We start from the raw sequence: 25,583 nt of genomic DNA, 5'->3' as shown, positions 1-25,583 counted from the left end.
ATGTCACTTCGCTCCCATGGTGGTCAGCATGTCCACGGCGACCTTGAAGCTGCTCATGTCGATCACCTGGTCGGTGTCGAACTGGACGTCGAACTCGTCCTCGATCGCCGCGACCAGCGCCATGTGCCCGACCGAGTCCCACTCCTCGATGTCGCGGTACTTCAGGTTCTCGACGTCGAAGTCGGCGTCGAGCTGCATCGTCTCGATGAAGACGGTGCGCAGCCGGTCGTTGAGTGACATGACTCTCCTTCAGTCCTGGGGTGCCCGGTCGGCCCACGCCTTGAGCAGGGCCGCCACCTCGTCCGGCAGACCGGCGGGAACTTCGGACTCCTTGCCGGTCAGGAAACCTTGCAGTGCCGCGATGGCCTCTTCGTCACATCCCCTGCGCTGAAGACCCACGACGTTGATCCCGGAGGTACGGGCCGGGTTGCCCAGTGTGATGGTGAACGCGCCCACCTCCTTGCGGATGGCGGAGCCGAGGCCGACCATCGCGCCGGGGCCGATCACGGTGCGCTGGTGCACGACGGTGCCGAGGCCGAGGTTGGAGCCCGCCCAGATGTGGCAGTGGCCCGCGACCTGCACCGCACTGGTGAGGATCACACCGTCGTCGATCGTGCAGTCGTGCGCGACGTGCGCGCGGCCCATCACGTAGCAGTCGTCGCCGAGGCGGGTCGGCTCGTGCACACCCTGGTTCACGGTGACGAACTCGCGGATCTTGTTGCCGTCGCCGATCACCACGCCGGGGCCTTCGACCTCGCCCTCCCAGCCGACCGGGTGCGCGCCGCGCAGGTACTCCGCGGGGCCGCCGATGCTCACGTGCGGGCCGATCCAGTTGCCGTTGCCGATCCTGGCCGGGCCGACGATGACTGTGTACGGGCCGATGACGTTGTCGTCGCCGAGCTCTACGCCGTCGCCGATGATCGCCGTTGGATGGATTCGGTTCGCCACTGGATGTCAGTCCTGCCCGGGTTTGGTGGTTGTCACGCACGTTCCCGCCGCGCAACCGCAGAACGCGTCCGTACTGTGACGAAGGCCGGCGAAGGCAACGTGTGGACCCGCACGCTTCAGGCGGGACCGGGAAGTCACTGTACCGGACGCGCCACGGGCACCTTGACCGCTACTGCTCCGACCAAGCTGCCTGGTCAACGCGGTTCTAGCGAGCCCACACACCGATGAAACCGCCACAGTCGACCCGCTGGCCGGTCAGCCTGAACCTCACCTGCACGACGCTCAAATCGGCGCTCCCGACCACTGGTGTGTCGGTGCCCACCGAGTCCGGCACCGGCTTGCCCTTGCGCATGTCGGCGACCTCGACGGTCTGGAACAGCACCAGGTAGTTGCCCTCGCGGTTCAGCTGATCGGCCGTCGCCAGCATCCGCTGAGCCGAGTCGTCGACGAGTTCGAGCGGCAGCGGCCAGTCCAACGGGAACGGGTTGCGCAGTTTCATCACCGGGTAGACAAACGCGTTGTCCGGAAGAACTGCGACCTTTTCGGCCGGATAGCGCTGCACGCAGTCTTTGATTTGCTGGACATAAGCGGCCACGCCCGGGCTTGTGCGGATGCCGTTCATTTCCGGCGCCACCGAACCGAGATTCACGGCAAGCTGATCGTGTGGCAGATCTGCGGCGATGCCCTTGTCGTGCGCCTGGACAAGCCCATAACCCGCTGCCGCCAGTCCGATAACGCCGAGGAGCGCGGTCACCACCCTCGGTGCGACTTTCACCTCGGGAACGGCGGAAAGCAGAAGTTCAAGCGTCGCCAAGACGAGTGTGCCCGCCAGCAGCGCCGGATAGTCGTATCCCCACGAGAGGCTGACCGAAAAAGCCAGAACCACGAGCAGAACCGGCCGCCACGGGAAATGCTTGTTCACCACCGCGTCGAGGCCGACGACCGCTACGAAGATCCATAAGATCTCGATCGCCCAGAACGGCGGATATTCCAACTCGGTCTGCACCAACGCGACGATGGTGAGCGTCGCACCGGTGCCGGCCAGCAGAATCCGCAGCCATATCCCAGCCGACCCGATCCGTTCGCGCAGCAGCCACAGGATGGCAATGGCCGTCGCGGTCGCGAAGACCCAGAGGATGGCCGTGCGCCATTCGGCCTGAGTCAGCTCCGGCAGCAGGTGGAAATCGTTCCCCCAGAACGAGACCAGCGACTCACCGTACGTCGGGCTCGCGCCGGTGAACTGCCGCAGCGCGTCGTCGAGCCCACCCGCGGCCGCTACGACCGCGACGTAGACGATCGGGAACCCACCGAGGCACAGCACGTCGGCCACGATCTGCTGCCAGGACTTGCGCTGCCGGCGAGCCGCCGGGTGCAGGAACAGCAGCAGCAAACCGATCGGTACGACAAGCGCGAAGCTCTGCTTGGTCATGACCGCGAAACCCAACAGGAACAGCCCGATCCGGCGTTGCCACCCGGAACCCGACCGCAGTCCGGCGTCGATCAGCCACCAGCCGACCGCGGACAGCATCAGCCCGTCGATGGTGTGCCAGGCCATCAACGTGAACAGGTGCAGGTTGATCAGCGCCGCCCCGGCGACCAGCAAGGTCCGCATCGGACCCCACTGCAACGGCGAGGTTCTGGTCAGCAGCGCGGCGCACGCGATCGTGAACACGATGATCTGGACCATCGCGATGTAGACCGACGAGATGAACAGCGGCGCCGGACTCAGGAAATCAATGGTGTGCAGCACCGCGGAACCGAGCGGCCGCGCGGACACGATGTCCGCGTGCGGGATCTCACCGTGCAGCAACCGCCAACTGCCGGCCAGGATGAATCCCTGGTCGGCAGGCGTGAATCCATATCGGGCGACTCGCGCCACGACTACGGCCGCAAGACCGAGAACCCAACTGATGTGCAATACCACTTTGGGCCACATTGGACGCTGTCTGCCGGCGTCGTCCGGCTGTACTGGGAGTACACGCGTTTCAGGCGTGAGTGTATCCACCACTGTCTGTCCCTTGGGTCAAGCGAAACCCCTACCGAAACTCCCCAGTCTCTCTATAGATAGATACGCAGCCGGTTGGGAAAAGTTGCCATCGGCCAAGGAGTTCTTCGATGATTAACCTCACTGAAACGCTCTGCTGAGCTGAACGGATCAACGCCTTTGATCCACCTGCTCACATTTCACGCGGACCAAGGCGCTTGGTAGACACGGTTGTTGACGCTGCGGTGTGGACCGAGCACCTCGCGCCAGCCCAGTCGCCGCAGTCCCGCGACCGCCGTGTTGTCGTCCCCCTCGAACACGACGAATCGCGTGCCGTACTTGCGGGCGATCATTTCCACCCGGTCGGCGGACAACTTCTGGTACACCTCCGGCCGGACATCGAGGCACTGGCCGAACCCGCCGAGGTCTTCGATCCGGTCCTGATAGTCCTGCCAGGCCGGACCGCCGTACGGGCCGCCTTTGCAGTCCGCGAGCACGCCCCGGGCAGTGGCGAGCCTCATGTGCATCGCCAACGGCGGAGCGATCAGCTGCTGGCCCGGTGGGACCACCCGCTGCACGGCCTCGCCCCATTCGCGCAGGTCGTCATCCTGGATGAAGGTCGCATCGAGCGCCTTGAGGGTGATGCTGGGGCTGTCGGTGATCGACAACGCGATCGACAACGCCATCACGGTCGCCGCCACCCGGACCGCGGCCTTGGTCCGGCTCGCCCAGGCGCACGCGACCGTCAACGCGAACGCGAAGACTGCCATCCACGGGCCACCGTTCGGCCGCTCCAGCGGGTACGCCGACTCGTAGAACTGCATGCCGACCACGTGGAAACCCAGGAACAGCACCACCCCGAGCAAGGCCCAGCGCTGCCATTCCTTGAACCGCCCGAAGATCGGCAGCAGCACGCCCCACACCGCGAACGGCATCAGCAGCACGTCCAGCCGGTAGATGTTCAGGCCCTGCGCCAGCACGCCGAGCGTCGGTACGTCCCAACGGTCCACCGTGACACCGACGAGCAGGCCGAACGCGGACAGCCCGAGTGTGGCCGCCCACACCGGCCATGACTGCCGTGTCATGTACAACACGGACAGCAGGGCGAGGCCGACCATCGCGATTCCCTGCCACAGCACCAGAGACGGCCAGCTCGTGGCCTCACAGTGGTACGGAATGAGTTTCTGGCATGCCTGGGCGAAGTCGTTCACGTTGCCGGCGACCGGCCGTGCTTTCAGTGCGGCGACCATGATCCCGAGGCAGGCCACGGCCGAACCGGCCAGCCACCAGTCAATTCGGCGGTTCCGTACAAAATGGACAACCGCGACGGCGGACAACAGCACCGCGGCCACGCCGCCTTGCTGGACATGCACGATCGCGGTGAGCAGCGCAACGATCCCGGCCATCCGATAGTTGCCGGTCAGCAGGGCCGCGAGGACCAGGTAGATCAGGAAACCTGCCAGCACCCCTGGCAAGGCGATCGCCAGCATCGGCGAACCGGTGCCAAGCAACCACCATGGCGTGATCCCGCCAAGCATGGTGACCATCACGGTGGCGACCCATGGATGCACAGGCGCCCATTTGTGCGCCAGCAGCACGGTTGCCGCGCCGAACACCACCAAACTGATTGCCCAGTAAAGGAAGTACACCGCGCCCAACTGGTCGATCGTCGCGCCGAACCACGTCACGACATCGAAGAACCAATGCGGCTGCGGCGCGTTTTCCAAAATCCAGTCATTGCTGAACTTCGTCGGGTCGGCCCAGTTGATGCCCTGCGGCGACAGGATCCAGTGGTCGACCTTGCCCGCCCCGTAGCCGTACCGCCAGTGCAGCAGAAAACCCAGGAGTGACGCGCTGAGCAGGGTCTGTAAAGCGCGGACGCCCAGGTCCCGCCGCACCTGTCTGTCCGGGGTGCCCGACGGCGGAGCACCGACGTGGACGTCCTTGTCCGCGACAGCAATCGTGACCATGACCCCAGACCCCCTGGAAAAAGACACATTGGACGATGGGGTGACGAGGTGGCGTCGCGGAAAAGTTGTCCTGACACAGCAGAAAACCCGGCAGGAAACTCTGCCGGGTTTTCAGTGTCGCGATGGATGGAAGGCTCAGGCCTCCGCGGGGACCTCCGCAGGTGTGCGCTTGAGCTTCGGCAGCACCCAGCCGACGCCGGCCGACAACACCTCGCCGACGATGAACATCAGGCGGGAGACCAGCGCGAACGCCAGCGCCTGGGACGCGGGAAGGGTGCTCGCGAGCACGCCGACCAGGATGGCGTCCCGGACACCCGCGCCGGACGGCAGGATGAACACGAAGATGCCGCCGAGCAGGCCGACCGAGATGGCGCCGATGGTCAGCAACCAGTCGCGGAAGGTCGGTGAACCCGCCGACTCGGCCAGCACCCACAGGTGCGTGCCGTAACACACATAAGAGGCAACCTGAACGCCGAGCAGCTTGCCGACGATGCCGTAGCGCAGCTCGTGGTCCAGCGGGGCCTTGCGCAGCAGCTTCAGCACGAGCGAAGTGCCCCAAGTCAACACTTTCGGGTGCAAAGCGATGATGCCGAGCGGCAGCAACGCGAACAGCCACACGGCATTCGGCGCATGATCCAGAACACTCGGCAGCGACAGCAATCCGAGCAGCGACATCGCGACGACCGAGACACCCAGCGAGATCAACGTGCCGACGAAGATCCGGGCCCGCGGCACACCGGCCTTGCGGCCGAGCTCCATCTGCAGCAGGTACGCCCACACCGAGCCGGGAACGTACTTGCCGAGCGAGCCGACCAGGTAGAACTGCGAGCCACGCAGGAAGCCGATCGGCTTGCCGAGGTCGTCGACCATGATCTGCCAGGCGTACGCGCCGAGGAAGATGCCCGCGAGCACGAACAGCTCGCTGATCAGCACGGCACTCCAGGACAAGGTCTTGAGCGTGGCCCAGACCTCGTTCCAGCTCTTGGCCACCTGCCAGCCCGCGAAACCGATCACCACGAGGACGAGGACACGCCGCGCCCACGCGATCACGATCTGCTTTGTGGACTTGGCCGGCGGGGCTACCGGAGCCTCCGCGTCTTCCTTCTTGGCATCGTCCTCGATGCTCGTCATATGGTCTCCGTGCTCGGTTGGCGCCTTGCTCGTCGACGGCGATGGGCCTTGGGGAACGCGCCTATGTGGACTTGGTAAAGACGCTCGCACGGCCGGAAAGGTTGTCTTGAGACCGTCGGGCATCGGCTAGGCGGCTCAAGGGTACAGGCGAGCGGCCGACCGTCTGGCAACGCCACCGCGTAGCTGCTCGATCCCGCAAACGGATCTTCGGTCGTGTCCGGGTAGCCTGCCCACGAAGTCCGCCTCAGGCACGTCCACCAGACCGGGGACGACCAGCCTCAATCGGAAGATGGAGAATGATCCCTATCACCGTGGTCGACGTCGCCGACGCCGAGCCATACGTACTGGAAGTCCTTCGCTCCGGCGTCATCGCGCAAGGCCCGATGGTCAAGCGTTTCGAAGACGCGTTCGCCAAGGTCGCGGGCGTCGAGCACGCGGTCGCCGTGAACAGTGGCACGACCGCGCTGGTCGCATCCATCGAGGTACTGGACCTGCAGCCGGGTGACGAGGTGATCACCTCACCGTTCACCTTCGTCGCGACGCTGAACGCGATCCTCGAGGCGGGTGCGTCGGTCCGGTTCGCCGACATCCGGGCCGAGGACTTCAACATCGACCCGGACGCCGTGTCGGCGGCTGTGGGCCCGCGCACCAAGGTTCTGATGCCGGTGCACCTGTACGGCCAGATGGCGGACATGACCAAGCTCATGCCGCTGGCCACGCAACACGGCCTGGCCGTTGTCGAGGACTCCGCGCAGGCCGTCGGCGCGACGCTGGACGGCAAGCCGGCCGGTAGCTACGGCCTCGGCTGCTTCTCGCTGTACGCGACGAAGAACATCACCACCGCCGAGGGCGGCGTGATCACGACGAACGACGCCGCGCTGGCCGACCGCCTGCGCGTACTGCGCAACCAGGGCATGCGTGCCAGGTACCAGTACGAAATGGCCGGCCACAACTACCGGCTCACCGACCTGCACGCCGCCGTCGGCATCCCCCAGCTTGAGAAGCTGCCGCAGATCACCGAGGCGCGCCAGCGCAACGCCGAGGCGCTGTCCAAGGGCCTGGCCGGCCTGCCCGGCCTCGAACTGCCCGCGGTCCTGCCCGGACGTACCCACGTGTGGCACCAGTACACGGTGCGGATCACCGAGGACGCGCCGATGAGCCGCGACGAGTTCTCCGCGAAGCTGCTGGAGAAGGGCGTCGGCAACGGCGTCTACTACCCGAAGGTCGCGTTCGACTACGACTGCTACCGGGACAACCCGAAGATCACCGCGTCGCTCGCGGACGTGCCGGTCGCGGCGAAGGTCGCGCAGGAAGTGCTGTCCCTGCCGGTGCACCCGAAGCTGACCGAGTCCGATGTGGACACCATCGTCGAGACGATCAGGGAGGTGCTGGGCGCATGACCACCGCACAGCCTCGTATCGCACTCGTCGGCTCCGGCCGGATGGGCTCGCTGCACGCCCGCGTGCTCGCCCAGTCACCGCGCACGAACTTCACGACGCTGGTCGAGAAGAACGAGGAGACCGGCCGCGCAGTCGCCGAGAAGTGGGGCGTGAACTGGGTCCCCGACTTCGACTCGCTCGACGGGATCGACGCGGTCGTGATCGCGGCGGCGACCGAAGCGCACTACGGCATCGCCAAGCGCGTGATGGAACTCGGCAAGCCGCTGCTGGTCGAGAAGCCGCTGACGCCGACGTACGCCCAGTCGGAAGAACTGGTGAAAGAGTCCGAAAAGCGCGGTTTGCCGCTTGTGTGCGGGTTCCTTGAGCGGTTCAACCCGGCCGTGATGACCGCCCGGCAGTTCGTCAGCGACATCGCCCAGATCCACGCGATCCGCCACTCGCCCTTCGTGCCGCGGATCAAGACCGGCGTGGCGACGGACCTGCTGATCCACGACGTCGACCTGGCGATCAGCTTCCTCGGCGAGAAGCCGAACGCGGTGAAGGGCTCGTTCGGCTACTTCCACGAGGAGTCCCGCTCGAACAACGCCGAGGACAGCGCGGACGCGACGATGTCGTTCCCGAACGGCGCGCTGGCGACGATCTCGGCGAGCCGGATCAGCCAGCGCAAGGTCCGCCAGCTGCACGTGCTGGAAATCGACCGGCTGACCGAGATCGACCTGCTCCGCCGCGACATCACGGTCTACCGCCACGTCGAGCACGAACCCGCACGCGACGGCGTCGGCTACAAGCAGCAGACGATCATCGAGATCCCGACCCTGATGCCCGGCGGCGAGCCGCTGGCAGCGCAGCTGGACCACTTCCTGAACCTGCTGGAAGCGGGCGCGGGCTCGGACGAGGTCGCCAAGGAGCGCGAGGCCATCCTGCCCGCGCACTACGCGATCGAGCAGGCCTCGTTGTCGGCGACCAACGGCCACCACTGAGGTTTTGAGCAAATGCGCCCAGGATCCCACGGTCCCGGGCGCTTTCGCATGTGCCTCCAGAGTGGCTTTCGGGCCCGAGAGCTGACGCGAGCGGCGAATAGCGCCTGGTCAAGCCCCTAATCGACGCATGTGGACAACCAGATTCGTGAACGGGCCGTTCATATGACAAGGGGTGGCAGACCTAACCCGGGAAACTGGGGCCTGGCTTGCACGGTACTGTGCGTGTCGCCCTCAACCGAGCAGTTCGTCAGGGAGTTCCGATGGCCACCGACCACGCGGTGTCACTCACTTACATCGTCCCCGCACACAACAGCACCGCCACGATCGAGGGCACACTCAAGGAGCTGCAGGACCGGCTGGCCGGCACGAACTCCGAGATCGTCGTGGTGGAGAACGGCTCGCGGGACAACACGCTCGAAGTGCTGCACAAGATCGAGGCCGACTGGCAGACCGCCGGGGTGCAGCTGCGGGTGACGAGCAGCAAGAAGGGGCTCGGCAACGCGCTGCGCAAGGGGATCGAGGAGAGCCGTGGTGAGCGGGTGTTCTTCGGTGCCGACGACTTGCCGTTCGGGTTCGACGACCTGGCCAAGGCCGAGAAGATCGACCACAAGCAGCACAAGATGGTCATCGGCTCGAAGGCCCACCCGGAGTCCGAGGTTGGCCGCGGCGTCCTGCGGGCCATTCTGACCTGGGGTTTCCTCACGCTTCGCTTCATCGTGCTCGGGATGCGCACTCGCGACCCGCAGGGCACGTTCGCCATCGACGGCGAGTGGGTTCGCTCGGTTGGGCCGCAGTTGACCGAAGAGGGCTTCCTGCTCACCACCGAGCTGACCTACCTGGCTGAGCGCAGCGGGATCAAGACCATCGAGGTGCCGGTGCGGCTGCGTGAGTCGCACGCCGCGCACGGCAGCCGGATCCGGATCAGCGACGTCTGGAAGATGGGCCTCGGCCTGCTGACGGTCCGCAAGCGGCACCGCAAGGGCGTTCGCCCGGTTGCTAACGTCGCCTAGTGCCGCATGTCGTTGTCATCGGGGGCGGGATCGTAGGTCTGGCGGTCGCGCGGGAATTGTCCGTGCGCGGCAACCAGGTGACGGTTCTGGAGAAGGAAGATCATTGGGCTGCCCACCAAACGGGCAACAACAGCAACGTCGTGCACGCCGGGCTGTACTACAAGCCCGGTTCGTTCAAGGCACGGATGTCCGTTGCGGGCAACAAGTCCATTGTGGCGTTCGCGCGTGAGCACGGTGTCGGCGTTGAGGTGTGCGGCAAACTCGTCGTCGCGACCTCCGAGGACGAACTGCCCGCGTTGTACACACTGGAATCACGGGCGAAGGCCAATGGTGTTCCGGCGGACCTGATCTCTTCCGCCGAAGCTCGGGAGTACGAGCCTGAGGTGTCCTGTGTTGCCGCGCTTCGCGTGCACAGCACCGGAATCATTGACTTCCCCGGGGTCTGCCAGGCGTTGGTCCGGTTGCTTGACAAGGCCGATCTGCGACTGTCCACTCCGGCATTGGGGATCCGGCCCGGCCGCACCGGGGGCGTCGAGGTCGCGACCGGCCGTGAAGTGCTGAAGGCCGACGCCTTGGTGAATTGCGCTGGCCTGCAAAGTGACCGCGTCGCGCGGCTGGCGGGATTGACGCCACGGGCCACGATCGTGCCGTTCCGTGGTGAGTACTACGAGCTCAGGCCGGAGCGCCGGCATCTGGTCAAGGGCTTGATCTATCCGGTGCCCGACGCGGCTTTGCCGTTCCTGGGCGTGCATCTGACCCGGATGCTCGACGGCAGCGTGCACGCGGGCCCGAATGCCGTGCTCGCGTTGCGGCGTGAGGGTTATCGTTGGCGTGACGTGTCCGTCGGCGATCTGCTGGAGACCGCGCGGTTCCCTGGTTCTTGGCGTCTGGCAAGGAAATTCGGCCGGACCGGTGTTGACGAGGTGCGGCGGTCGTTGTCCCGCAAACGTTTCGCCGCGAGTCTGGCCAGGCTCGTACCCGCTGTGCAGGCGGAGGACTTGGTTGCGGCGAATGCGGGTGTTCGTGCGCAGGCGTTGCTGCCGGATGGCTCGCTGGTGGACGACTTCCTGATCGAGACGGCGCCGCACCAGGTGCACGTGTTGAACGCGCCCTCGCCCGCCGCGACCAGCGCCTTGGAGATCGCGCGATACGTGGCCGATCAGGTCGTGGTCTAGCCCCAGCCCAGTTCGTGCAGGCGGTGGTCGTCGATGCCGAAGTGGTGGGCGATCTCGTGGATCACGGTCGTCACGATCTCGTCGACGACGTCGTCCTCGGTCTCGCAGATCTCCAGGATCGGCTGGCGGTAGATGCTGATGCGGTCCGGCAGGACACCGCCGTAACTCGACGTCCGCTCGGTCAGCGCGACGCCGTGGTACAGCCCGAGGATCGACGGCGCTTCCTCGTTGTACTCCTCGACCAGAACCACGACGTTGTCCATGGCCTTGGCGAATTCACGAGGTACGAGGTCCAGTGCTTCGCCGACGAGTTCTTCGAACCGGGTCCGCGACATCTCCACTGGCACGTCATCACCCGCCGCTGCTGGGTGGCGGGCTGGCCGCGCTGGAGGGCGTCGCCGGGGCCGATGACTGCGCCGCGGGCCCCGCGTCCTTGATGCTGCCGGTGATCGGGGCGAGGCCAGTGTTGTCCGGCAACGGCGCGCCGACCTTGCACACCGCGTGATGCGAGCCGGCTTCCCAGCTCTCCGGCTTGCGGGTGTCCCACGTCAGCAGCAGCTTCTTGCTGGCCAGGTCCAGGCCGCCGGAGTAGTCGTTGGTCAGCTTGGTGCACTGCTCGAGCATCGCGGCCTGTTGCTGTGCCTCGTCCGGGGCGGCGTCCTTGAAGATCTGGGCGAGGTCGACCACGGCGGTGATCTCGTAGGCGTGCTCTTCGGCGCAGCGGATCGGATCGCCGACGTTCTTGTTGACCAGCGCGAGGCACGTGCCCGGGTCGTAGACGTCGGACTGGTCCTGGTTCTTGGCCGATCCGGTGGTCGCGACCAACGTGTTGCCGGACGGGGCCGCGCGCTGCAAACCACAACGCAGTTTCCGGTCACCGTCACGCCACTGTTCGTCACTGGGCTTCAACGCGCCGACGCTGTACTTGCCGAACGGGTCGAGCTTGCCGCCGAGGTAGGTCGCCGCACCCGTGGTGCACTTCTGCTTGGCGATCTCCCGCCAGGCCTCTTCGGTCGGCGACGGCGCGCTCGCGTTGTACTCGGCGGAGATGTCCACGTCACCGGTGACTTCGAAAAGGTGTGGCTGGTCACATCCGACCGGTTTCATGTCCGAGCCGTCCGGTTTCCAGTTCAGACAGCTGCCCGCGGGCGCCTCGAACGCGGCGGCCAGATTCTCCGCGGCCACGTCGGCCGGGCTCTGCTTGCCGCCGGCCACCGGCCACGAGAACACCATGCTCAGAGTGAGGATGGCGAGCGCACCGACGAACGCACCAGCCATGACAAGGCGTGTGCTCAAGGTCCGGCCGCCAGACTGCAACCGTTCGGCGTTCGTCGACATCTACTCCATAATGCCGTACCTGCCCGAGTGGGCGGATGTGTGTTGCGATCAGGACACTCATCGCCCTGCCGCGCTCCACCTGCCAGGTCGGCGAATGTACTGTCCGCGAGTGGGAGGGCCGGATGACAGACAACAGGGACGAGGGCGTCGAGCCCAGCGGTGAGCAGGGCCAGCCGCAGCCACCGGCTGAGCCCAAACGCGGCGCCATGCGGTACCAGGACGCGGAGAGCACAACCCCGCGGCCACCGACGCTGGCCGAGCAACGGGCTATGCGCCGGGCGCTTGAAGAGCAACAGCAGCACGAGCAGGTCGTGGTCGCGGAGGCCGAGCGCAAGTCGCTGCGCCGCCGCAGGGTGATGATCGGCGCGGGTGTGACTGTCGGCATCGTGGCGACGGTCGCCGTCTGGTACGCCGCCGCGACTCCTGACGAGGTCAACGCCTACTGCGTCGACGACAGCAGCACGCTGGCGACCGACGAGAACGTCTGCTCCGACGACTACGTTCGCAGCCACGGCGGTTACCACTCGGGCGGCTTCTGGTTCATCCCGATCGGCAACGGTCAGTACCGGAGCTACCACTACAACTACGGTGGCACGGTCACTGGCACTGGCCCAGGCCGCCGCGTGACGGGCGGCTCGACGGCAGCGCCCGGCAGCGGCACCACGGTCAAGAGCGGTACGTCGGGCAAGACAGTCCAGCGCGGTGGCTTCGGTGTGAGCGGCGGCGGAAAGAGCGGAGGAAGCTGACTTGCACCGGGAGTCCTCGCAACCCCGGCGGGACTGGCAGAGCAAGATCGCGGAACAGGGCTTGGTGTTCGGCACCCCCGCACGCGACGAAGCCGGGAACCGGCGTCCTTACTGGGACGAGTCGGTGCACTACGTGTTCGACATCGACGAGGTCCTGTCGATCGAGGCGGACGTCGAACTGCTGCACTCGATGTGCCTTGAAGCCGTCGACACCGTCGTGACGACCGAGCGGTACAAGGACTTCGGCATCCCCGAGTGGACGTGGCCGCACATCGCCGACTCGTGGCGGCGGCACGATCCGCACGTCTACGGCCGGTTCGACCTGCGCTACGACGGCTCGGGACCGGCGAAGCTGCTGGAGTACAACGCCGACACGCCGACGTCCCTGCTGGAAGCGGCGGTCGTGCAGTGGTTCTGGAAGACCGACGTGTTCCCCGACGACGACCAGTGGAACTCGATCCACGAGAAGCTGGTCGACCGCTGGCGGGAGATCGGCGACAAACTCCCGTCCAACGAGGTGCACTTCACGTGGTCCACCGCCGACCCGACCGGTGAGGACCACGTCACCACGGCCTACTTGCAGGAGACCGCGGCCGAGGGCGGACTGGACACGGTCGGCCTGGCGATCGAGGAGATCGGCTGGCACTCGCTGCTCAACCGGTTCGTGGATCTGGAAGAAGCGCCGATGAACGCCGTCGTCAAGCTCTACCCGTGGGAATGGGTGGTTGACGAGGAGTTCGGCAAGCGCGCGGTGCAGAGCCTGCCGCAGACCATGTGGATCGAGCCGCTGTGGAAGATGCTGCTGTCCAACAAGGCGCTGCTGGCGATCCTCTGGGAGATGTACCCCGGGCACCCGAACCTGCTGCCCGCGTTCCTCGACCAGCCCGGGCTGCTGACTGAGTACGTGCGCAAACCGCGGCTGGGGCGGGAAGGCGCGAACATCCAGATCGTGGCCCCCGGCTACGAGACCCAGACTGGTGGCGTCTACGGCCATGAAGGCTTCGTCTACCAGGCGTTCGACCCGTTGCCGGAGTTCGACGGATACCGGCCCGCTCTGGGGGCGTGGATCGTCGGCGACTCGGCTGCCGGACTGGGCATCCGCGAGACAGCGGGCCTGGTCACCGACGATGGTGCGGCGTTTGTCCCCCATCGGATCCCGGAATCGTGATAATCCACCCACGACAGATGTCCACTTAGGCCGGAGGGACCCGTGCACACCCATCAGATCCTCGCCCTGGATCCAGACTTCGGGGCACAGCTCGGCAGGGGCATCGGCGCGATCGCGCTGTACGCGATCGTCGGCCTCGCGCTGATCCTCGCCGGCTTCTACGCCATCGACTGGACCACCCCGGGCAAGCTGTCCGACCTGGTGCGCACCGGCAAGCCGAACGCGGTGCTGGTGACATCGGCCGGTCTGGTCAGCATGGCGTTCATCATCGTGCTGGCGATCACCTCGTCGGCCAGCGACCTGACCGCCGGACTGATCACATCGCTGGTCTACGGCCTGCTCGGGATCATCGTGCAGGTGGCCGCGGTCCGGATCCTGGAGTGGGCGACCCGGATCGACATCGGCGAGGTCATCCAGTCGGAGAAGTTCAGCCCGGCCAGCGTGGTCGTCGCGTCCGCACACGTGGCCCTCGGCCTGGTCGTCGCGGTCGCCATCAGCTGATGTTCCCGCCGTGCGGCTTGTCAGGAGCCGCACGGCGGACACGGCCTACCTGAGCACCAGGTTGTGGTACGGGCCGGATGAGATCTGCGTGATCCCGCCTTCCTTCACGGTGGCCGGGATGTTCATCTGGCCTTGGCCGTTGTAGTTCCAGACGATGACCTTGCCGTCCTTGAGCACTGTGTTGTGCTGGGAGCCCGCCGCGATCGCCGTCACGCCCGACTGAGCGATCGTGGGGACCGACGACTGCTCATACAGGTTCCAGCCCCACGCGATCACTTTGCCGTTCTTCAACGCCACGCTGTGCTGGGCGCCCGCGGCGATCGCCGTGACACCGGACTGGGCCTCCTCGGGCACGTTGAGCTGCCCGTGCTTGTTCGATCCCCAGGCGATGACCTTGCCGTCCTTCAAGGCGAGCGCGTGCCGCAGCCCTGGGGCGATCGCCGTGACACCCGACTTCGCCTCCTCGGGGACGTTCAACTGGCCCAGGTTGACGTTCGGGTGATCCCAGCCCCACGCGATCACGCCGCCGTTCTTCAGGGCGAGGCTGTACTCCTGGTTGACGGCGATGGCCGTGACGCCGGACTTCGCGTCCTCAGGGACCTTGCACTCGATCCACCGGCCCCAGCAGACCACCTTGCCGTTCTTGAGAGCCAGGTTGTGGTACGTGCCCGCCGCGATGGCCGAGACACCGTCCCAGACCTCGACCGGCACCCGCGCCAGCTCTGGCTCCAGTTCCGGCACGTTCCATTGGATGACCTGGCCGTCCTTGAGGGCGAGGTTTTGGCTCCACCCGGCGGAGATGGCGGTGACGCCGGATTTCGCCTCGTCGGGGATGGGCACTCGCGCGCTCACCCCGCCCGTACCCCAGGTGAGCACTTCACCGATCGGGGCGGGCGCTGCCATGGCCGGGACGGCTCCGAACAACAGCAAAGCAGCTGTTGCCCCCAATAACTTCCGCACTTCGAGTCTCCAGCGACTAGGGAACGGGAAGCCGCGGAGGCTAGCGGTCAGACGCACACAAGCTGCACAAAGATCACGTAATCCACTAACCACGGCCTTCGGAGAATTGAATTCCGGGGGCGTCTAGGCTATTTAGCGTGATTGACCTGAAGACGTTGCGCGAAGACCCGGAGGCGGTGCGCGCTTCTCAGCGTGCCCGTGGTGAGGACGAGCAGCTGGTGGACCAGCTGCTGTCTGCCGACGAGCGTCGCCGCAGCTCCGTCTCCAGGGCGGACTCGTTGCGCGCGGAGCAGAAGCAGTTCGGCCGTCAGGTCGGCAAGGCCAAGGGCGAGGAGCGCGAGGCACTGCTGGCCAAGGGCAAGGAGATGGCTGCCGAGGTCAAGGCGGCCGAAGCCGAGCAGGGCGAGGCCGAAGAGGCCTTCGTCAAGCTGCACCGCGCCATCCCCAACATCGTCCACCCGGCCGCGCCGGAGGGTGGCGAGGACGACTACGTCGTGCTCAAACACGTCGGCGAGCCCAAGCCGTTCGACTTCGAGCCCGCCGACCACCTCGACCTGCTCACGAAGCTGGGCGGGGTGGACATGGAGCGTGGCGCGAAGGTGTCGGGCTCGCGGTTCTACTTCCTCACCGGCGTCGGCGCGCAGCTGCAACTGGCGTTGCTGAACCTGGCCGTGCAGCAGGCCGTGGCCAACGGCTTCCAGGTGATGATCACGCCGTCGCTGGTGCGGCCGGAGATCATGGAGGGCACGGGTTTCCTCGGCGCGCACTCGACCGAGGTCTACCGCCTCGCCGACGACGACCTGTACCTGGTCGGCACGTCGGAGGTGCCGCTCGCGGGCTACCACGCCGACGAGATCCTGGACCTGTCGAAGGGCCCGCGCCGGTATGCGGGCTGGTCGTCGTGCTACCGCAGGGAAGCGGGCTCGTACGGCAAGGACACCCGCGGCATCATCCGGGTGCACCAGTTCGACAAGGTCGAGATGTTCTCGTACTGCAAGCCCGAGGACGCCGAGGCCGAGCACGACCGGCTGCTGGCGTGGGAAGAGGAGATGCTCGGCAAGATCGGCGTGCCGTACCGGGTGATCGACACGGCCGCGGGTGATCTGGGGACGAGCGCCTCGCGCAAGTTCGACTGCGAGGCCTGGTTCCCGTCGCAGCAGGCGTACCGCGAACTGACGTCGACCTCGAACTGCACCACGTTCCAGGCCCGCAGGCTCGGGGTGCGCTACCGGGACGAGAACGGCAAGCCGCAGACCGCCGCGACGTTGAACGGAACGCTGGCGACCACGCGGTGGATCGTCGCGATCGTGGAGAACCACCAGCAGGCCGACGGTTCGGTCGTGGTCCCGGAAGCGTTGCGGCCGGGACTCGGCGGGGTCGAAGTCCTCGAACCCAAGCAATAATGAGCCAGTGCCCCGCAGCAAGCACCAGCCCGATCCCTCTGTGCCCTTACCGGAGCACTTGAGCCGGACGGCGCCGAAAGGTGACGAGCTGCGGGGCATTTTGGAACGGCTGGTCGCCGCCATGCGGCCGGGCGACATGCTGCCGTCGGAGCGGGTCCTCGCCGAGCGCTTCGGCATCGCCAGGATGACCGTGCGCCAGGAACTGCACCGGCTTTCCGCTGACGGCCTGGTGGTCCGGCGTCCTCGAGGCGGGACCTACGTCGCCGAGCCGACCGTGTCGCACGTCGACTTCCTCACCTCGTACAGCGATTTCATCCGTGCCAAGGGGTTCACGCCTGGCGCGCGAGTGTTGTCCGCCGAGGTCGAGCCCGTGTCCGAACGGATGGCCACTCGGCTGGAGCTCAACGCCGGCGATCCGGTGTTCCGGCTGGTGCGGCTGCGTACCGCCGACGGGACGCCCATGGCGATCGAGCGGACCCACCTCTCGGTCGAGCGTTTTCCCGGCATCGAAGGGATCGACTGGAACGACCGTTCCCTGCACAAGGCACTCAAGGAGCGTTGGGGAACCGAGCTTCGCGTGTCCAAGGCGCACATCTGGGCGGTGTTGCCGGACGCCGACGACGCCAAGCTGCTGCAGATCAGCGCGGCGCAGCCGTGCTTCTCCATCGAGGCAACGCCCCGGGACGCGTCCGGCCGGGTGATCGAGACCGGCCGGTCGGTGTACCGCGGCGACCGCTACGACGTTGTCGCGTATGTCGGTCAGCCTTCCTGACGCGCTTTCTCAAGCAGGGCAACGCTTTCCTTGACGAGGATTTCGCCTGCGCACTCGTCGACGAGGCTCATCAGCGCTTCGAAGCAGCCTTCCCGGTATCCCTCCGCGTCGGACACGTAACCGGCGTAGCCGTCGGTGTACCCGATCACTCTGGTGACCGGGAACGGGCTTGCTTGCTTGATCCTGAACCCGAACGAGGCGAACAGCTCGACCGGCAGGTGCACCCACGCGAGGTCGCCGAGTGCGACGACCGTGAGCGGCAGGTCGAGATGGGCAGGCAACTCCACGGTGCCAAGCCCGAACAGGGCGAGCGCGCCTTCGAGCCGTGTCCTGCGCAACCGTTCCTCAGGAGTGTCCTCCGGCCCGGCGAGCTTCTCTTTCGCGTCGGTCACCAGCTGGTCGCGTACCTCGGGAAGTGGCACTTCACGCGTCGGTACCTGGACGATCTTCTTGTGCATCGTCGGCTTGGCCGGAGCCATCGCGGTGGCGTCCACCTGGATCGCTTGCAGGACAGCACCGCCCAGCAACGCGCCGAGCCTGGCCACTTCCGCGTAGTCACGGCCCCGGCGCACGAACCGAGGACTGCTGTCACCGGCCGCACCTTGCAGGAACGCGACCACCGGCTGGGCGGGATCGCTGGTGCGGGGATCATCGACGGCGGCCAAAGCAGCGGCCAGTGACCGGCGGGCGGATCCCGGCCAGTCAGCCGACCACACCTGGCTGCGCGGTCCGAGCACGGTCGGATGGCACGCGTAGTCGACTAACAAGGCCGCTGTCCTGGCCGGTGATGTCGCGTCACGCGGCCGCGCGGTCACCACGCCCGCAGACGTGTCGTGCAGGCCGTCCTTGCGATTCCTGTTGCTGCCCAATCCTTTGACGCTCGCGACGCACCAGGACAGATCGACCGGAACGCGCTGCTCAGGAAGATCGGCCACGCCGTCGATCACCGAGTCGACCAAGCTGTCGACCAACGCCTGGTCACGGTCGCCGGACATGGCGGGATGCAGGCGTCCGGTCCATCCTCGCGGTGCGGCGTGGGTGTGGCTGGCACACACCAGCACTCGATCAGACGGTATTCCCGTCGCGCGGCCGACAGCGTCCGACAGCTTGCCGGCCAACTCGGTGTCCACAGCCAGGGCGTCCAGACTGAGCCAGAACACGCCCGGGTCGTCCTCAGTACTGAGCCAGAACACCGTTGCTTCCAACGGATCCAGCGTTCCCACGGCGGGCGCGTCACCTCGCGCCACGTAGCCTGCCATCGGATGGCCGGGTGGTGGCGTAACGTCCACTGTGGAGCACGCGAGCAGTAGTTCGGTCATCCCCCAGGCCCTTTCCTCGTGGTCACTTCGGCGGTTCGGGCAGCGTCGGGGCGAACCAGCCGAGCCAGCCGAGTGCCAGGCCGACCAGCCCGACACCGGCGATGAGCCACATGGTCCGGATCCGGAACTTCCGCAGCAAGAGGTACGTCACCGCGGTGACGGCCACCGGCAGCAGAAACGGCAGCAGTGCGTCCAGCTGTTCCTGGATATGCACGGTCTGGGTCGACGGAGTCCCTTGGACAGTGATCGTCTGCTGGTAGGTGAGCGTGGTGACGATCTTGACGATCGACGGGATGAAGCCGCCGAGCACCACCAGCCCGAGGATGGTCGCACCGTCGCTCAACCGGGCCAGCGCGCCGGACGCCAGGCGCGCGGCCAGCCGTTTTCCTTGGTTGTAGGCGAAGAAGAACTGCCAGCGGCGCACGAGGAAGTACGGGACCAGCACGAGCACCATGGTGAAGATCGGCCCGATCGCGTTGCCCTGCAAGGCCCACGATGCGCCGATGGTGAAGATGATGCTGTTGTACACCGCCCAGGTCAGCGTGTCTCCGACACCGGCGAGCGGACCCATCAGCGCCACCTTCACACCGGCTGCCGACGTGCGCTCGTTCGCTTCCTCCATCGCGATCGCCGAGCCGAGCACGAGCGGCCCGCCGACGATCGGCGACGTGTTGAAGAACTGCAGATGTCGTTGCAGCGCCTCGGAATACGCGCCCTGCTCCGGGTACAGCCTGCGTAGCGCGGGCTCGATCGAGTAGGCGAACCCCATGGCCTGCATGCGTTCGTAGTTCCAGGAGATCTGGTACGACCAGAAGTACCGCCAGAACGACCGGCGCAGATCGCGCTTGGTCAGTGTGGACTCGGTGTCCGGTGGCTGGTCGTCCGCCGCCTGCTGACCGGGCTTTCCTTGGGCGGTGACGAAAACCGCGGCCGCGACGAGCCCGCAGAGCGCGATCCCGATCAGCGGCATCTCCAGGTACGCGAACAACACGAACCCGGCGATCAGCAGATACCAGTACCTGCGCACCGGCATCACGTTGAGCAGCAAGGCAAAGCCCACGGCGGGCAGCAACGAACCGGCCAGCTTCATGCCGTCGACCAGGCCGGACGGGATCGCGTCGGCGATGTCCTGGACAGCCCCGCTCGTCGCGGCCAACGCCGCGAGGAACGTCGGAATGGCACGCACAGCCGCCCACGGTATGAACGCCGTCCAGTGCATCAGTCCGATGCCGCGCCCATTGCCTTGCTGCGCATAGTGATCCGCACGGTGTAACCAGAAAACCGGGAGGAACCGGCCGAGCGGATCAAGCGCCGCCAGCAACAACGCGGCGGGCAGGCCGATCCCCAACGCGACCGCCACCTGCTGGTCGAAAGGCGCCGCGACCGCGCTCGCCAATGCCGTACCGACGATCGCACCGGTCTGGTAGTCCGGGATCGTCGCGCCGCCGTACTGGTAGACGCCCAGCGCGGTCAGTTCCAGCGTCGCGCCCACTGCCATGCCGAGCAGCGGCTGCCCGATGATCAGGCCCGCGAGCGTTCCCGCGATGAGCGGGCGGCCTGCGTGGAAGAGGAACGGGCCAAGCGAGTCGTAAATGCAGAAGACACTCAGCAACGTCAGCAGCAACGCTGTGGTCAAAGGCCCTTCTTCCCGAGCAGGGACACCAGGTCAGAGCCCTTGTCAGTGGGCATCAGCCGGCACACGAACCGGGTGCCGGACTCCGCGAGCTCGCGGTAGGTCCGAGCCTGCCCGGCGGTCACAGCGACCCACCGGGTCAGGCGAGTGGTCTGCTCGCCTGGCCGTGCCGCGGCGTTGCCGACCACTACTTCGGACACGTCGAGCCCACCCCTCAGGAGCTCGAACGCGTCTTCCGGGTGCTTGGCGATCACCAGGACACGCAGGTCGTCGTGATCACGGCACCAGGCCTGTACTTCCCCGACCTCCAGCACCGACGTCGGCAACCCACGGGCCGCCTGCGGCAGCAGCATTCGCTGTATCTCGTCGGCCGCCACCTCGTCGTTGGCGACCACGATGTGTTCGACACCGAGTTGCCCGGTCCACACGACCGTGACTTGGCCGTGGATGAGCCGGTTGTCGATCCGCAGATGGACCCGGCTCATCCCACAGCTCCCCCTCTGTTCCTCCTCCTCAGACTGTGGATCGACCTTACTGGTCTAGTCCAGAACAGCCCAAGGTCCGTTCGAGGGACACCACAGCGTCAGCCCTTTACGCAGACCACCTGCTTGAGCTTCGCCACGACCTCGACCAGGTCCGACTGGTTGGCGATGACCTCGTCGATGTCCTTGTACGCGGCTGGGATCTCGTCCACGACGCCGGAGTCCTTACGGCACTCGACGCCTGCCGTCTGAGCCGCGAGGTCACGCGCGCTGAACTTCTTACGCGCCTTCGTCCGCGACATGCGACGGCCTGCCCCGTGCGACGCCGACTCGAACGAGTCCGCGTTGCCCAGGCCACGCACGATGTAGGACCCCGTCCCCATCGAGCCGGGGATGATGCCCAAGTCGCCGCGGCCCGCCCGGATCGCGCCCTTGCGGGTGACCATCACGTCGGTGTCGAAGTGCGTCTCCTCCGCCACGTAGTTGTGGTGGCAGGAAATCGGCTCCTCGAACGTCACCTGCGGGAACTGGTCACGCAGCACCGAGCAGACCAGGCGCAGCATGACCGCACGGTTGCGGCGTGCGTAGTCCTGCGCCCAGTACAGGTCCCGGCGGTACGCCTCCATCTCGGGCGTCTTGGCCAGGAACACTGCCAGGTCCGGGTCCGGCAGCTCGGCGTTGTGCGCGAGTCCCTTCGCGATCGAGATGTGGTGCTGCGCGAGGATGTTGCCCACGCCGCGCGAGCCGGAGTGCAGCATCACCCAGACCTGCTGGTCGGTGTCCAGGCAGACCTCGATGAAGTGGTTCCCGCCGCCGAGCGTGCCCATCTGGTGCAGCGCGCGAGCCTTGTCGAACCCACCGGCCAGCGAGTCGAAGCCGTCCCAGAAAGCACCCCAGTCCTGCGCGTCACGCCCGTCGAACGTGGTCGCCCGGTGCATGGCGAACCCGACGGGCACGGCGTTCTCGATCTCCGAACGGATCCGGCCGAGGTCGTCAGGCAGGTCCGACGCGCGCAGCGAGGTCCGTACGGCCGCCATGCCGCACCCGATGTCCACACCGACTGCCGCTGGCGAAACCGCGTCTCGCATGGCGATCACGGACCCGACTGTCGCGCCCTTGCCGTAGTGCACGTCCGGCATCACCGCGACGTGCTTGAAAGCCCAAGGCAGCGCGGAGATGTTGTGCAGCTGGCGCATGGCCTGCTCCTCGACCTCGTCGGGCCGAGTCCAGAGTCGGATGTCCACGTTCTTGCCGCGGATCACGGTTGCGTTCACACATACGAGGCTAGGTCAACACGCCAACCGCTTTTCGCCTTCGGTGACAACTCGGTCACAGTCGGAATTGGCCCCTAACACCCGGTATCTGGGGAGCATCCGCTGACTCCTTTCTTATCGGGGAGGCCCGCGGCGAGGAGGCACGAATGTCCGTAAGTGCGTTGGCGGAACGCGAGGACACGAGGACACGGTCTGGGGAGCCCGTGGACGAGATAGTGCTCAACGCCGTGGTCGAGGCGGCCGTGTCGGGGGACGCGGCCGCCACGGAATGGCTGTTGACGTACGTCCGGCCATTGGTTCTGCGCTATTGCCAGGCGCGGATCGGGGGGCACCGAACGGCGATCTCGGTCGACGACGTCGCCCAGGAGGTGCTGTTGGCGCTGTTCCGGGCATTGCCGGGATATCGCAATCAGGGCAGGCCGTTCCTGGCGTTCGTCTACGGCATCGCAGGCCACAAGGTGGCGGATGCCCGGCGCAACGCGGCGCGCGTGGCCACGGCATTGTCCGTGCCGGAGATCCCGGATGTCGCCAGCCAGGAAGCGACGCCGGAACAGCACGCGCTGCAGTTCGAGCTGACCAGCCGGGTAGAACAGCTGCTGCGCAAGGTGTTGTCACCGCGCCAGCACGAGATCCTGGTGTTGCGTCTGGTGGTCGGCCTGTCCGCGGAAGAGGTCGCGGACGTGATGGGCTCGACTCCCGGTGCGATCAGGGTGGCGCAGCACCGGGCGCTGACCCGGCTGCGCAAAGTCGTCACGCGTCCTTGATTCTCGGGAAGCGTGTTTCGTTGCGGTCGATCTTGGCGTTGGCGGCTTTGACGAGGTCGACGTCGAGCACGTCGGCCAGCCTGACCAGGTAGATCAGCACATCGGCGATCTCGTCCTCGACGTTCGCCGCGAGCTCGGGATCACTCATGGCTTGTGCCGCCTGTTCGGGCGTGAGCCACTGGAACAGGCTCAGCAGCTCGCCGGCCTCGCCGGACAACGCCATCGCCAGGTTCTTGGGAGTGTGGAACTGCTCCCAGTCCCGTGCGGCGGCGAAGGCACGCAGACGCGTACTCAGTTCGGCGAGGCTCATGTGCTCAATGGAACACCGGGCGAGCGGCGACGTTCGCGGCGGCCTGCTGCTTGGTCTCCGTCGCGACCTTGCGAGCGCGCTCACGACGACGTTGCGCGAGCCAGCCGTCGAGTTCGACGATCACCGGCCCCAGCGCCATCACCAGCACGATGGCGATGCCCAGCACCGCCCCGATCCACGTCAGCACCAGCGTGACCATTGTTTTCTCCTGTCATCTCGAAGCTGATACCAGACTGGCTCCGAGAGACCCTGTTTCGAATCGGCCGAACAGCCATGCCGAGCCGCCAGATGGCCATGACCAGGCGTTACGCGGGTCAGGGTGACCATCCGGGTTCAGCCCCGGCCGGTTTTGTCGGACCCCGCTGCTAACGTGAAATCAGGGGGTCCCCTGGGGAATTGCTGTTGCGGTGGAGGTGGGGCTCTGGGCGGGGTGCAATGCCTCTACGGCGGGTGCGCGGGGCTAATTTGGACCGTGTAGGTGGCCATCGGCGCCTCAAAGGGGCTCAGGGTTGTCCCGGATGGCCATTTGGCTGAGGGACACACACCGGTTGACCGAGGCAGAACCGCACGGGAGGTGCGAAGCTTTCGTTCCGTGACGGTGCCCCCTGTCCAGCCCCGGACCAGCCGGTGGCTGCTGACCCTGCTCGCCGCGGCCTTCCTGGTCGATGTGCTGCTGTCGGTGGGCAACGGCCGGTCAGCTCTGGGAGCGCTTCCAGGGGCCGGGTTGATGGCGCTCTGCGCACTGCTGGGGGCGCAGAAACCGACGCAGGGAGTGCTGGCCGGGTCGGTCGTGCTGGTGATGTCGACCGCGCTCATCCGGCTCAGCCACACCAAGCCGGCGTCGATCAGCCTGAACGACATCATGCTGACCGAGGTCGCCGCGGGCGTCGCGCTCGTGGTGCTCGTTGTCTGGCGGACGCGTCCGTGGACAGCGGGGTTCTGCACGGCGGCACTGGTTGCCGCCACCTTGTTGGCAACGTTCTTCCGGACCAACAAGTGGTCGTCACTCTCCGAGCTGCGCAACCTGCAGATCGGCTTGCTGATCCTGATCGGTTCCATCGTCATCGGCGTCTACCTGCGTGGGGTGAGCGGCAGGCGGACCGAGACCGAACTCGGCGGGCTGGTTCGCAGGCAGTGGCCGCTGGCCGCGGCTCTCGCGCTGATCTTCTTCCTCGACCTGCGGCTCGGTCAGGCGCCGAGCCAGATCTTCGCGCTGGGCGGTGCGGTTGTCGCCTCGGTGTGCGCGTTCTTCGCGCCGCGGGCACCGGTCACGTTGACCCTGATCGCCACGATCGGCATCGCGATGGCGCCCTTCGCGCTGTATCTGACCGGCGGGATCCTGCCGGGCCGGTCGGGCGAGGACGCCCTCGTGTTCACCGAGGTCGCCGCGTCGATGGCGTTGATCGCGTACAACATCAGATGGGCGCCGCGCTGGCCTGCCATCTTCAGCAGTGCCGCGCTCGCCCTGGCCACCTTCCTGGCGCTGAAATTTCGCAGCCTGCTGGACAACAGCTCAACCGACCGTGGCGATCAGTTCGGGCTCTTCCTGGCGTTTCTTCTCGTTGTCGCGGTGGCGACGGGCATGTACTTCCGGTCTCGCGACCGGGAGCGCACGCAGTCGGTCCGCTCGGCGGTCACGGGTGCGCAGCAGAGTGAGCGGCTGGCGCTGGCGCGGGAGCTGCACGACGTCGTCGCGCACCACGTGACGGGCATCGTCGTGCAGGCGCAGGCAGCGAAGCTCGTCTCCGACAAGGATCCGCAGATCGCCGTGCAGGCGCTCGCGAAGATCGAGACCAGTGGGGTCGAGGCGTTGAAGGCGATGCGGTTCCTCGTGGCCAGCATGCGTGGCGCCAAGCCCGCCGGTACGTCCGAGGCCACCGAACAGGCAACGACCGATCTCAACGCCGACCTCACCGCGGTGGTCGAGCACTTCAGCGGGCCGCCGGTGCGGCTCAACCTCGACGTCCCGCAGGTCGTGCCGCAGGAGGTCGGCCGGTCGGTGCTGCGGCTGGTCCAGGAGTCGCTGACCAACGTCGGCAAGCACGCGCTCGGTGCGACCGCCGTGCTTGTCGAGGTCACCACGACCACGTCGGAGATACACGTCAGAGTGGCCGACAACGGCACCGGCCGACGCCAAGATCCGGTCGGCGGGTCGGGCGGCTACGGTCTGGTCGGAATGCGTGAACGCGTCGAGTTGCTCGGTGGCCGGTTCGCCGCCGGCCCGGCCGACCCGGTCGGCTGGCAGGTCGACGCTTGGCTGCCGGTAGAGGAAGAGGAGCCACGTGACGATCCGCGTACTGATCGCTGACGACCAG

The 25,583-nt window shown here is 66.6% G+C and carries 25 protein-coding genes; 11 read left to right on the top strand and 14 right to left on the bottom strand.

Annotation, left to right across the window (positions count from 1 at the left end):
- Positions 1-3: 3 nt before the first annotated feature.
- From B9C43_RS16960 to B9C43_RS16940, 5 genes are all read right to left on the bottom strand, one after another.
- Positions 4-240, bottom strand: a complete 237-nt coding sequence (locus B9C43_RS16960; protein ID WP_037271333.1) for an acyl carrier protein — start codon at positions 238-240, stop codon at positions 4-6.
- Between the two features lie 9 nt (positions 241-249).
- Positions 250-948 carry an acyl-ACP--UDP-N-acetylglucosamine O-acyltransferase family protein gene (locus tag B9C43_RS16955; protein ID WP_033381143.1) on the bottom strand — a complete coding sequence of 233 codons (699 nt, stop codon included), beginning with the start codon at positions 946-948 and terminating at the stop codon, positions 250-252.
- A 205-nt stretch (positions 949-1,153) separates the two neighbouring features.
- Positions 1,154-2,872 (bottom strand): hypothetical protein, encoded by a 1,719-nt coding sequence (locus B9C43_RS16950; protein WP_143446365.1) that lies wholly within the window; start codon positions 2,870-2,872, stop codon positions 1,154-1,156.
- A gap of 260 nt (positions 2,873-3,132) precedes the next feature.
- On the bottom strand, positions 3,133-4,902 hold the full coding sequence (locus tag B9C43_RS16945; protein ID WP_084427433.1) for a spermidine synthase family protein: 1,770 nt from the start codon (positions 4,900-4,902) through the stop codon (positions 3,133-3,135).
- A 135-nt stretch (positions 4,903-5,037) separates the two neighbouring features.
- Positions 5,038-6,033, bottom strand: a complete 996-nt coding sequence (locus tag B9C43_RS16940; protein WP_033381146.1) for a lysylphosphatidylglycerol synthase transmembrane domain-containing protein — start codon at positions 6,031-6,033, stop codon at positions 5,038-5,040.
- Positions 6,034-6,329: 296 nt separating this feature from the next.
- Between B9C43_RS16940 and B9C43_RS16935 the strand changes: the two genes are divergently transcribed.
- From B9C43_RS16935 to lhgO, 4 genes are all read left to right on the top strand, one after another.
- Positions 6,330-7,433 (top strand): DegT/DnrJ/EryC1/StrS family aminotransferase, encoded by a 1,104-nt coding sequence (locus tag B9C43_RS16935; protein WP_084427431.1) that lies wholly within the window; start codon positions 6,330-6,332, stop codon positions 7,431-7,433.
- Entirely contained in the window at positions 7,430-8,413 is a 984-nt protein-coding gene (locus tag B9C43_RS16930) for a Gfo/Idh/MocA family protein (protein WP_084427429.1), read from the top strand. Before B9C43_RS16935 ends, B9C43_RS16930 begins: the two co-directional genes overlap by 4 nt.
- A gap of 260 nt (positions 8,414-8,673) precedes the next feature.
- Positions 8,674-9,423: a glycosyltransferase gene (locus tag B9C43_RS16925; protein WP_084427427.1), complete on the top strand. Its 750-nt coding sequence runs from the start codon at positions 8,674-8,676 to the stop codon at positions 9,421-9,423.
- Positions 9,423-10,598, top strand: coding sequence for an L-2-hydroxyglutarate oxidase (gene lhgO / locus B9C43_RS16920; protein ID WP_084427421.1), 1,176 nt, complete (start codon positions 9,423-9,425; stop codon positions 10,596-10,598). The genes B9C43_RS16925 and lhgO overlap by 1 nt, the downstream gene beginning before the upstream one ends.
- Here the strand turns inward: lhgO and B9C43_RS16915 are convergent.
- Positions 10,595-10,945 (bottom strand): metallopeptidase family protein, encoded by a 351-nt coding sequence (locus tag B9C43_RS16915; RefSeq protein WP_084427419.1) that lies wholly within the window; start codon positions 10,943-10,945, stop codon positions 10,595-10,597. The two genes, lhgO and B9C43_RS16915, sit on opposite strands and share 4 nt — an antisense overlap.
- 4 nt (positions 10,946-10,949) lie before the next feature.
- Positions 10,950-11,936 (bottom strand): septum formation family protein, encoded by a 987-nt coding sequence (locus B9C43_RS16910; RefSeq protein ID WP_033381152.1) that lies wholly within the window; start codon positions 11,934-11,936, stop codon positions 10,950-10,952.
- 122 nt (positions 11,937-12,058) lie between these two features.
- Between B9C43_RS16910 and B9C43_RS16905 the strand changes: the two genes are divergently transcribed.
- Genes B9C43_RS16905 through B9C43_RS16895 form a run of 3 tightly spaced genes read left to right on the top strand, consistent with a single transcriptional unit; the run spans position 12,059 to position 14,351 of the window.
- Complete coding sequence (locus B9C43_RS16905) at positions 12,059-12,682, top strand: hypothetical protein (protein WP_235038653.1); 624 nt, start codon at positions 12,059-12,061, stop codon at positions 12,680-12,682.
- A 1-nt stretch (position 12,683) separates the two neighbouring features.
- Entirely contained in the window at positions 12,684-13,850 is a 1,167-nt protein-coding gene (locus tag B9C43_RS16900; protein WP_084427417.1) for a glutathionylspermidine synthase family protein, read from the top strand.
- A 42-nt stretch (positions 13,851-13,892) separates the two neighbouring features.
- On the top strand, positions 13,893-14,351 hold the full coding sequence (locus B9C43_RS16895) for a DUF350 domain-containing protein (protein ID WP_235038652.1): 459 nt from the start codon (positions 13,893-13,895) through the stop codon (positions 14,349-14,351).
- 45 nt (positions 14,352-14,396) lie between these two features.
- Here the strand turns inward: B9C43_RS16895 and B9C43_RS16890 are convergent, their stop codons facing one another.
- The gene (locus B9C43_RS16890) at positions 14,397-15,311 is read right to left on the bottom strand and encodes an RCC1 domain-containing protein (RefSeq protein ID WP_084427415.1); all 915 of its coding nucleotides are present in this window, start codon (positions 15,309-15,311) and stop codon (positions 14,397-14,399) included.
- Positions 15,312-15,448: 137 nt separating this feature from the next.
- Here B9C43_RS16890 and serS point away from each other — a divergent pair, with 137 nt between their 5' ends.
- Positions 15,449-16,714: a serine--tRNA ligase gene (serS, locus tag B9C43_RS16885; RefSeq protein ID WP_084427413.1), complete on the top strand. Its 1,266-nt coding sequence runs from the start codon at positions 15,449-15,451 to the stop codon at positions 16,712-16,714.
- A gap of 7 nt (positions 16,715-16,721) precedes the next feature.
- Complete coding sequence (locus B9C43_RS16880) at positions 16,722-17,486, top strand: GntR family transcriptional regulator (RefSeq protein WP_033381154.1); 765 nt, start codon at positions 16,722-16,724, stop codon at positions 17,484-17,486.
- Here B9C43_RS16880 and B9C43_RS16875 read toward each other — a convergent pair.
- The 4 genes from B9C43_RS16875 to B9C43_RS16860 all read right to left on the bottom strand — a co-directional run bounded on the left by B9C43_RS16875 (position 17,474) and on the right by B9C43_RS16860 (position 22,116).
- Positions 17,474-18,805, bottom strand: a complete 1,332-nt coding sequence (locus B9C43_RS16875; RefSeq protein WP_084427411.1) for a hypothetical protein — start codon at positions 18,803-18,805, stop codon at positions 17,474-17,476. The two genes, B9C43_RS16880 and B9C43_RS16875, sit on opposite strands and share 13 nt — an antisense overlap.
- Positions 18,806-18,827: 22 nt before the next feature.
- Entirely contained in the window at positions 18,828-20,441 is a 1,614-nt protein-coding gene (locus B9C43_RS16870; protein WP_084427409.1) for a PTS system mannose/fructose/sorbose family transporter subunit IID, read from the bottom strand.
- Positions 20,438-20,923, bottom strand: coding sequence for a PTS sugar transporter subunit IIB (locus B9C43_RS16865; RefSeq protein ID WP_033381157.1), 486 nt, complete (start codon positions 20,921-20,923; stop codon positions 20,438-20,440). Before B9C43_RS16865 ends, B9C43_RS16870 begins: the two co-directional genes overlap by 4 nt.
- A 98-nt stretch (positions 20,924-21,021) precedes the next feature.
- The gene (locus tag B9C43_RS16860) at positions 21,022-22,116 is read right to left on the bottom strand and encodes an RtcB family protein (protein WP_084428256.1); all 1,095 of its coding nucleotides are present in this window, start codon (positions 22,114-22,116) and stop codon (positions 21,022-21,024) included.
- 224 nt (positions 22,117-22,340) lie between these two features.
- On the opposite strand from B9C43_RS16860, the gene shbA reads away from it, so the two are divergent.
- Positions 22,341-22,958: an RNA polymerase sigma factor ShbA gene (gene shbA / locus B9C43_RS16855; protein WP_084427408.1), complete on the top strand. Its 618-nt coding sequence runs from the start codon at positions 22,341-22,343 to the stop codon at positions 22,956-22,958.
- Here the strand turns inward: shbA and B9C43_RS16850 are convergent.
- The gene (locus B9C43_RS16850) at positions 22,945-23,268 is read right to left on the bottom strand and encodes a nucleotide pyrophosphohydrolase (RefSeq protein WP_084427406.1); all 324 of its coding nucleotides are present in this window, start codon (positions 23,266-23,268) and stop codon (positions 22,945-22,947) included. The genes shbA and B9C43_RS16850 overlap by 14 nt on opposite strands.
- 4 nt (positions 23,269-23,272) lie before the next feature.
- A complete protein-coding gene (locus B9C43_RS16845) occupies positions 23,273-23,467 on the bottom strand; it encodes a hypothetical protein (protein ID WP_084427404.1) in 195 nt (64 codons plus the stop codon).
- 393 nt (positions 23,468-23,860) lie between these two features.
- Here B9C43_RS16845 and B9C43_RS16840 point away from each other — a divergent pair, with 393 nt between their 5' ends.
- Positions 23,861-25,576, top strand: coding sequence for a sensor histidine kinase (locus tag B9C43_RS16840; RefSeq protein WP_084427402.1), 1,716 nt, complete (start codon positions 23,861-23,863; stop codon positions 25,574-25,576).
- Positions 25,577-25,583: the final 7 nt, after the last annotated feature.

Origin of the sequence: Kibdelosporangium aridum, from assembly GCF_900176515.1 — a bacterium.
Lineage (GTDB): Bacteria > Actinomycetota > Actinomycetes > Mycobacteriales > Pseudonocardiaceae > Kibdelosporangium > Kibdelosporangium aridum.
Note: the sequence above shows the minus strand (reverse complement) of the source record. Positions and strands in the feature narration are given on the sequence as shown.

Excerpts from the sequence above, each read along its gene's own strand:
- shbA (WP_084427408.1), top strand. The coding sequence starts at position 22,341 with ATGTCCGTAAGTGCGTTGGCGGAACGCGAGGACACGAGGACACGGTCT.
- B9C43_RS16875 (WP_084427411.1), bottom strand. The coding sequence starts at position 18,805 with ATGACCGAACTACTGCTCGCGTGCTCCACAGTGGACGTTACGCCACCA.
- B9C43_RS16850 (WP_084427406.1), bottom strand. The coding sequence starts at position 23,268 with ATGAGCCTCGCCGAACTGAGTACGCGTCTGCGTGCCTTCGCCGCCGCA.
- B9C43_RS16925 (WP_084427427.1), top strand. The coding sequence starts at position 8,674 with ATGGCCACCGACCACGCGGTGTCACTCACTTACATCGTCCCCGCACAC.
- B9C43_RS16845 (WP_084427404.1), bottom strand. The coding sequence starts at position 23,467 with ATGGTCACGCTGGTGCTGACGTGGATCGGGGCGGTGCTGGGCATCGCC.
- B9C43_RS16905 (WP_235038653.1), top strand. The coding sequence starts at position 12,059 with ATGACAGACAACAGGGACGAGGGCGTCGAGCCCAGCGGTGAGCAGGGC.
- B9C43_RS16910 (WP_033381152.1), bottom strand. The coding sequence starts at position 11,936 with ATGTCGACGAACGCCGAACGGTTGCAGTCTGGCGGCCGGACCTTGAGC.
- B9C43_RS16860 (WP_084428256.1), bottom strand. The coding sequence starts at position 22,116 with ATGCGCCAGCTGCACAACATCTCCGCGCTGCCTTGGGCTTTCAAGCAC.
- B9C43_RS16940 (WP_033381146.1), bottom strand. The coding sequence starts at position 6,033 with ATGACGAGCATCGAGGACGATGCCAAGAAGGAAGACGCGGAGGCTCCG.
- B9C43_RS16945 (WP_084427433.1), bottom strand. The coding sequence starts at position 4,902 with ATGGTCACGATTGCTGTCGCGGACAAGGACGTCCACGTCGGTGCTCCG.
- B9C43_RS16935 (WP_084427431.1), top strand. The coding sequence starts at position 6,330 with ATGATCCCTATCACCGTGGTCGACGTCGCCGACGCCGAGCCATACGTA.
- B9C43_RS16865 (WP_033381157.1), bottom strand. The coding sequence starts at position 20,923 with ATGAGCCGGGTCCATCTGCGGATCGACAACCGGCTCATCCACGGCCAA.
- B9C43_RS16930 (WP_084427429.1), top strand. The coding sequence starts at position 7,430 with ATGACCACCGCACAGCCTCGTATCGCACTCGTCGGCTCCGGCCGGATG.
- B9C43_RS16960 (WP_037271333.1), bottom strand. The coding sequence starts at position 240 with ATGTCACTCAACGACCGGCTGCGCACCGTCTTCATCGAGACGATGCAG.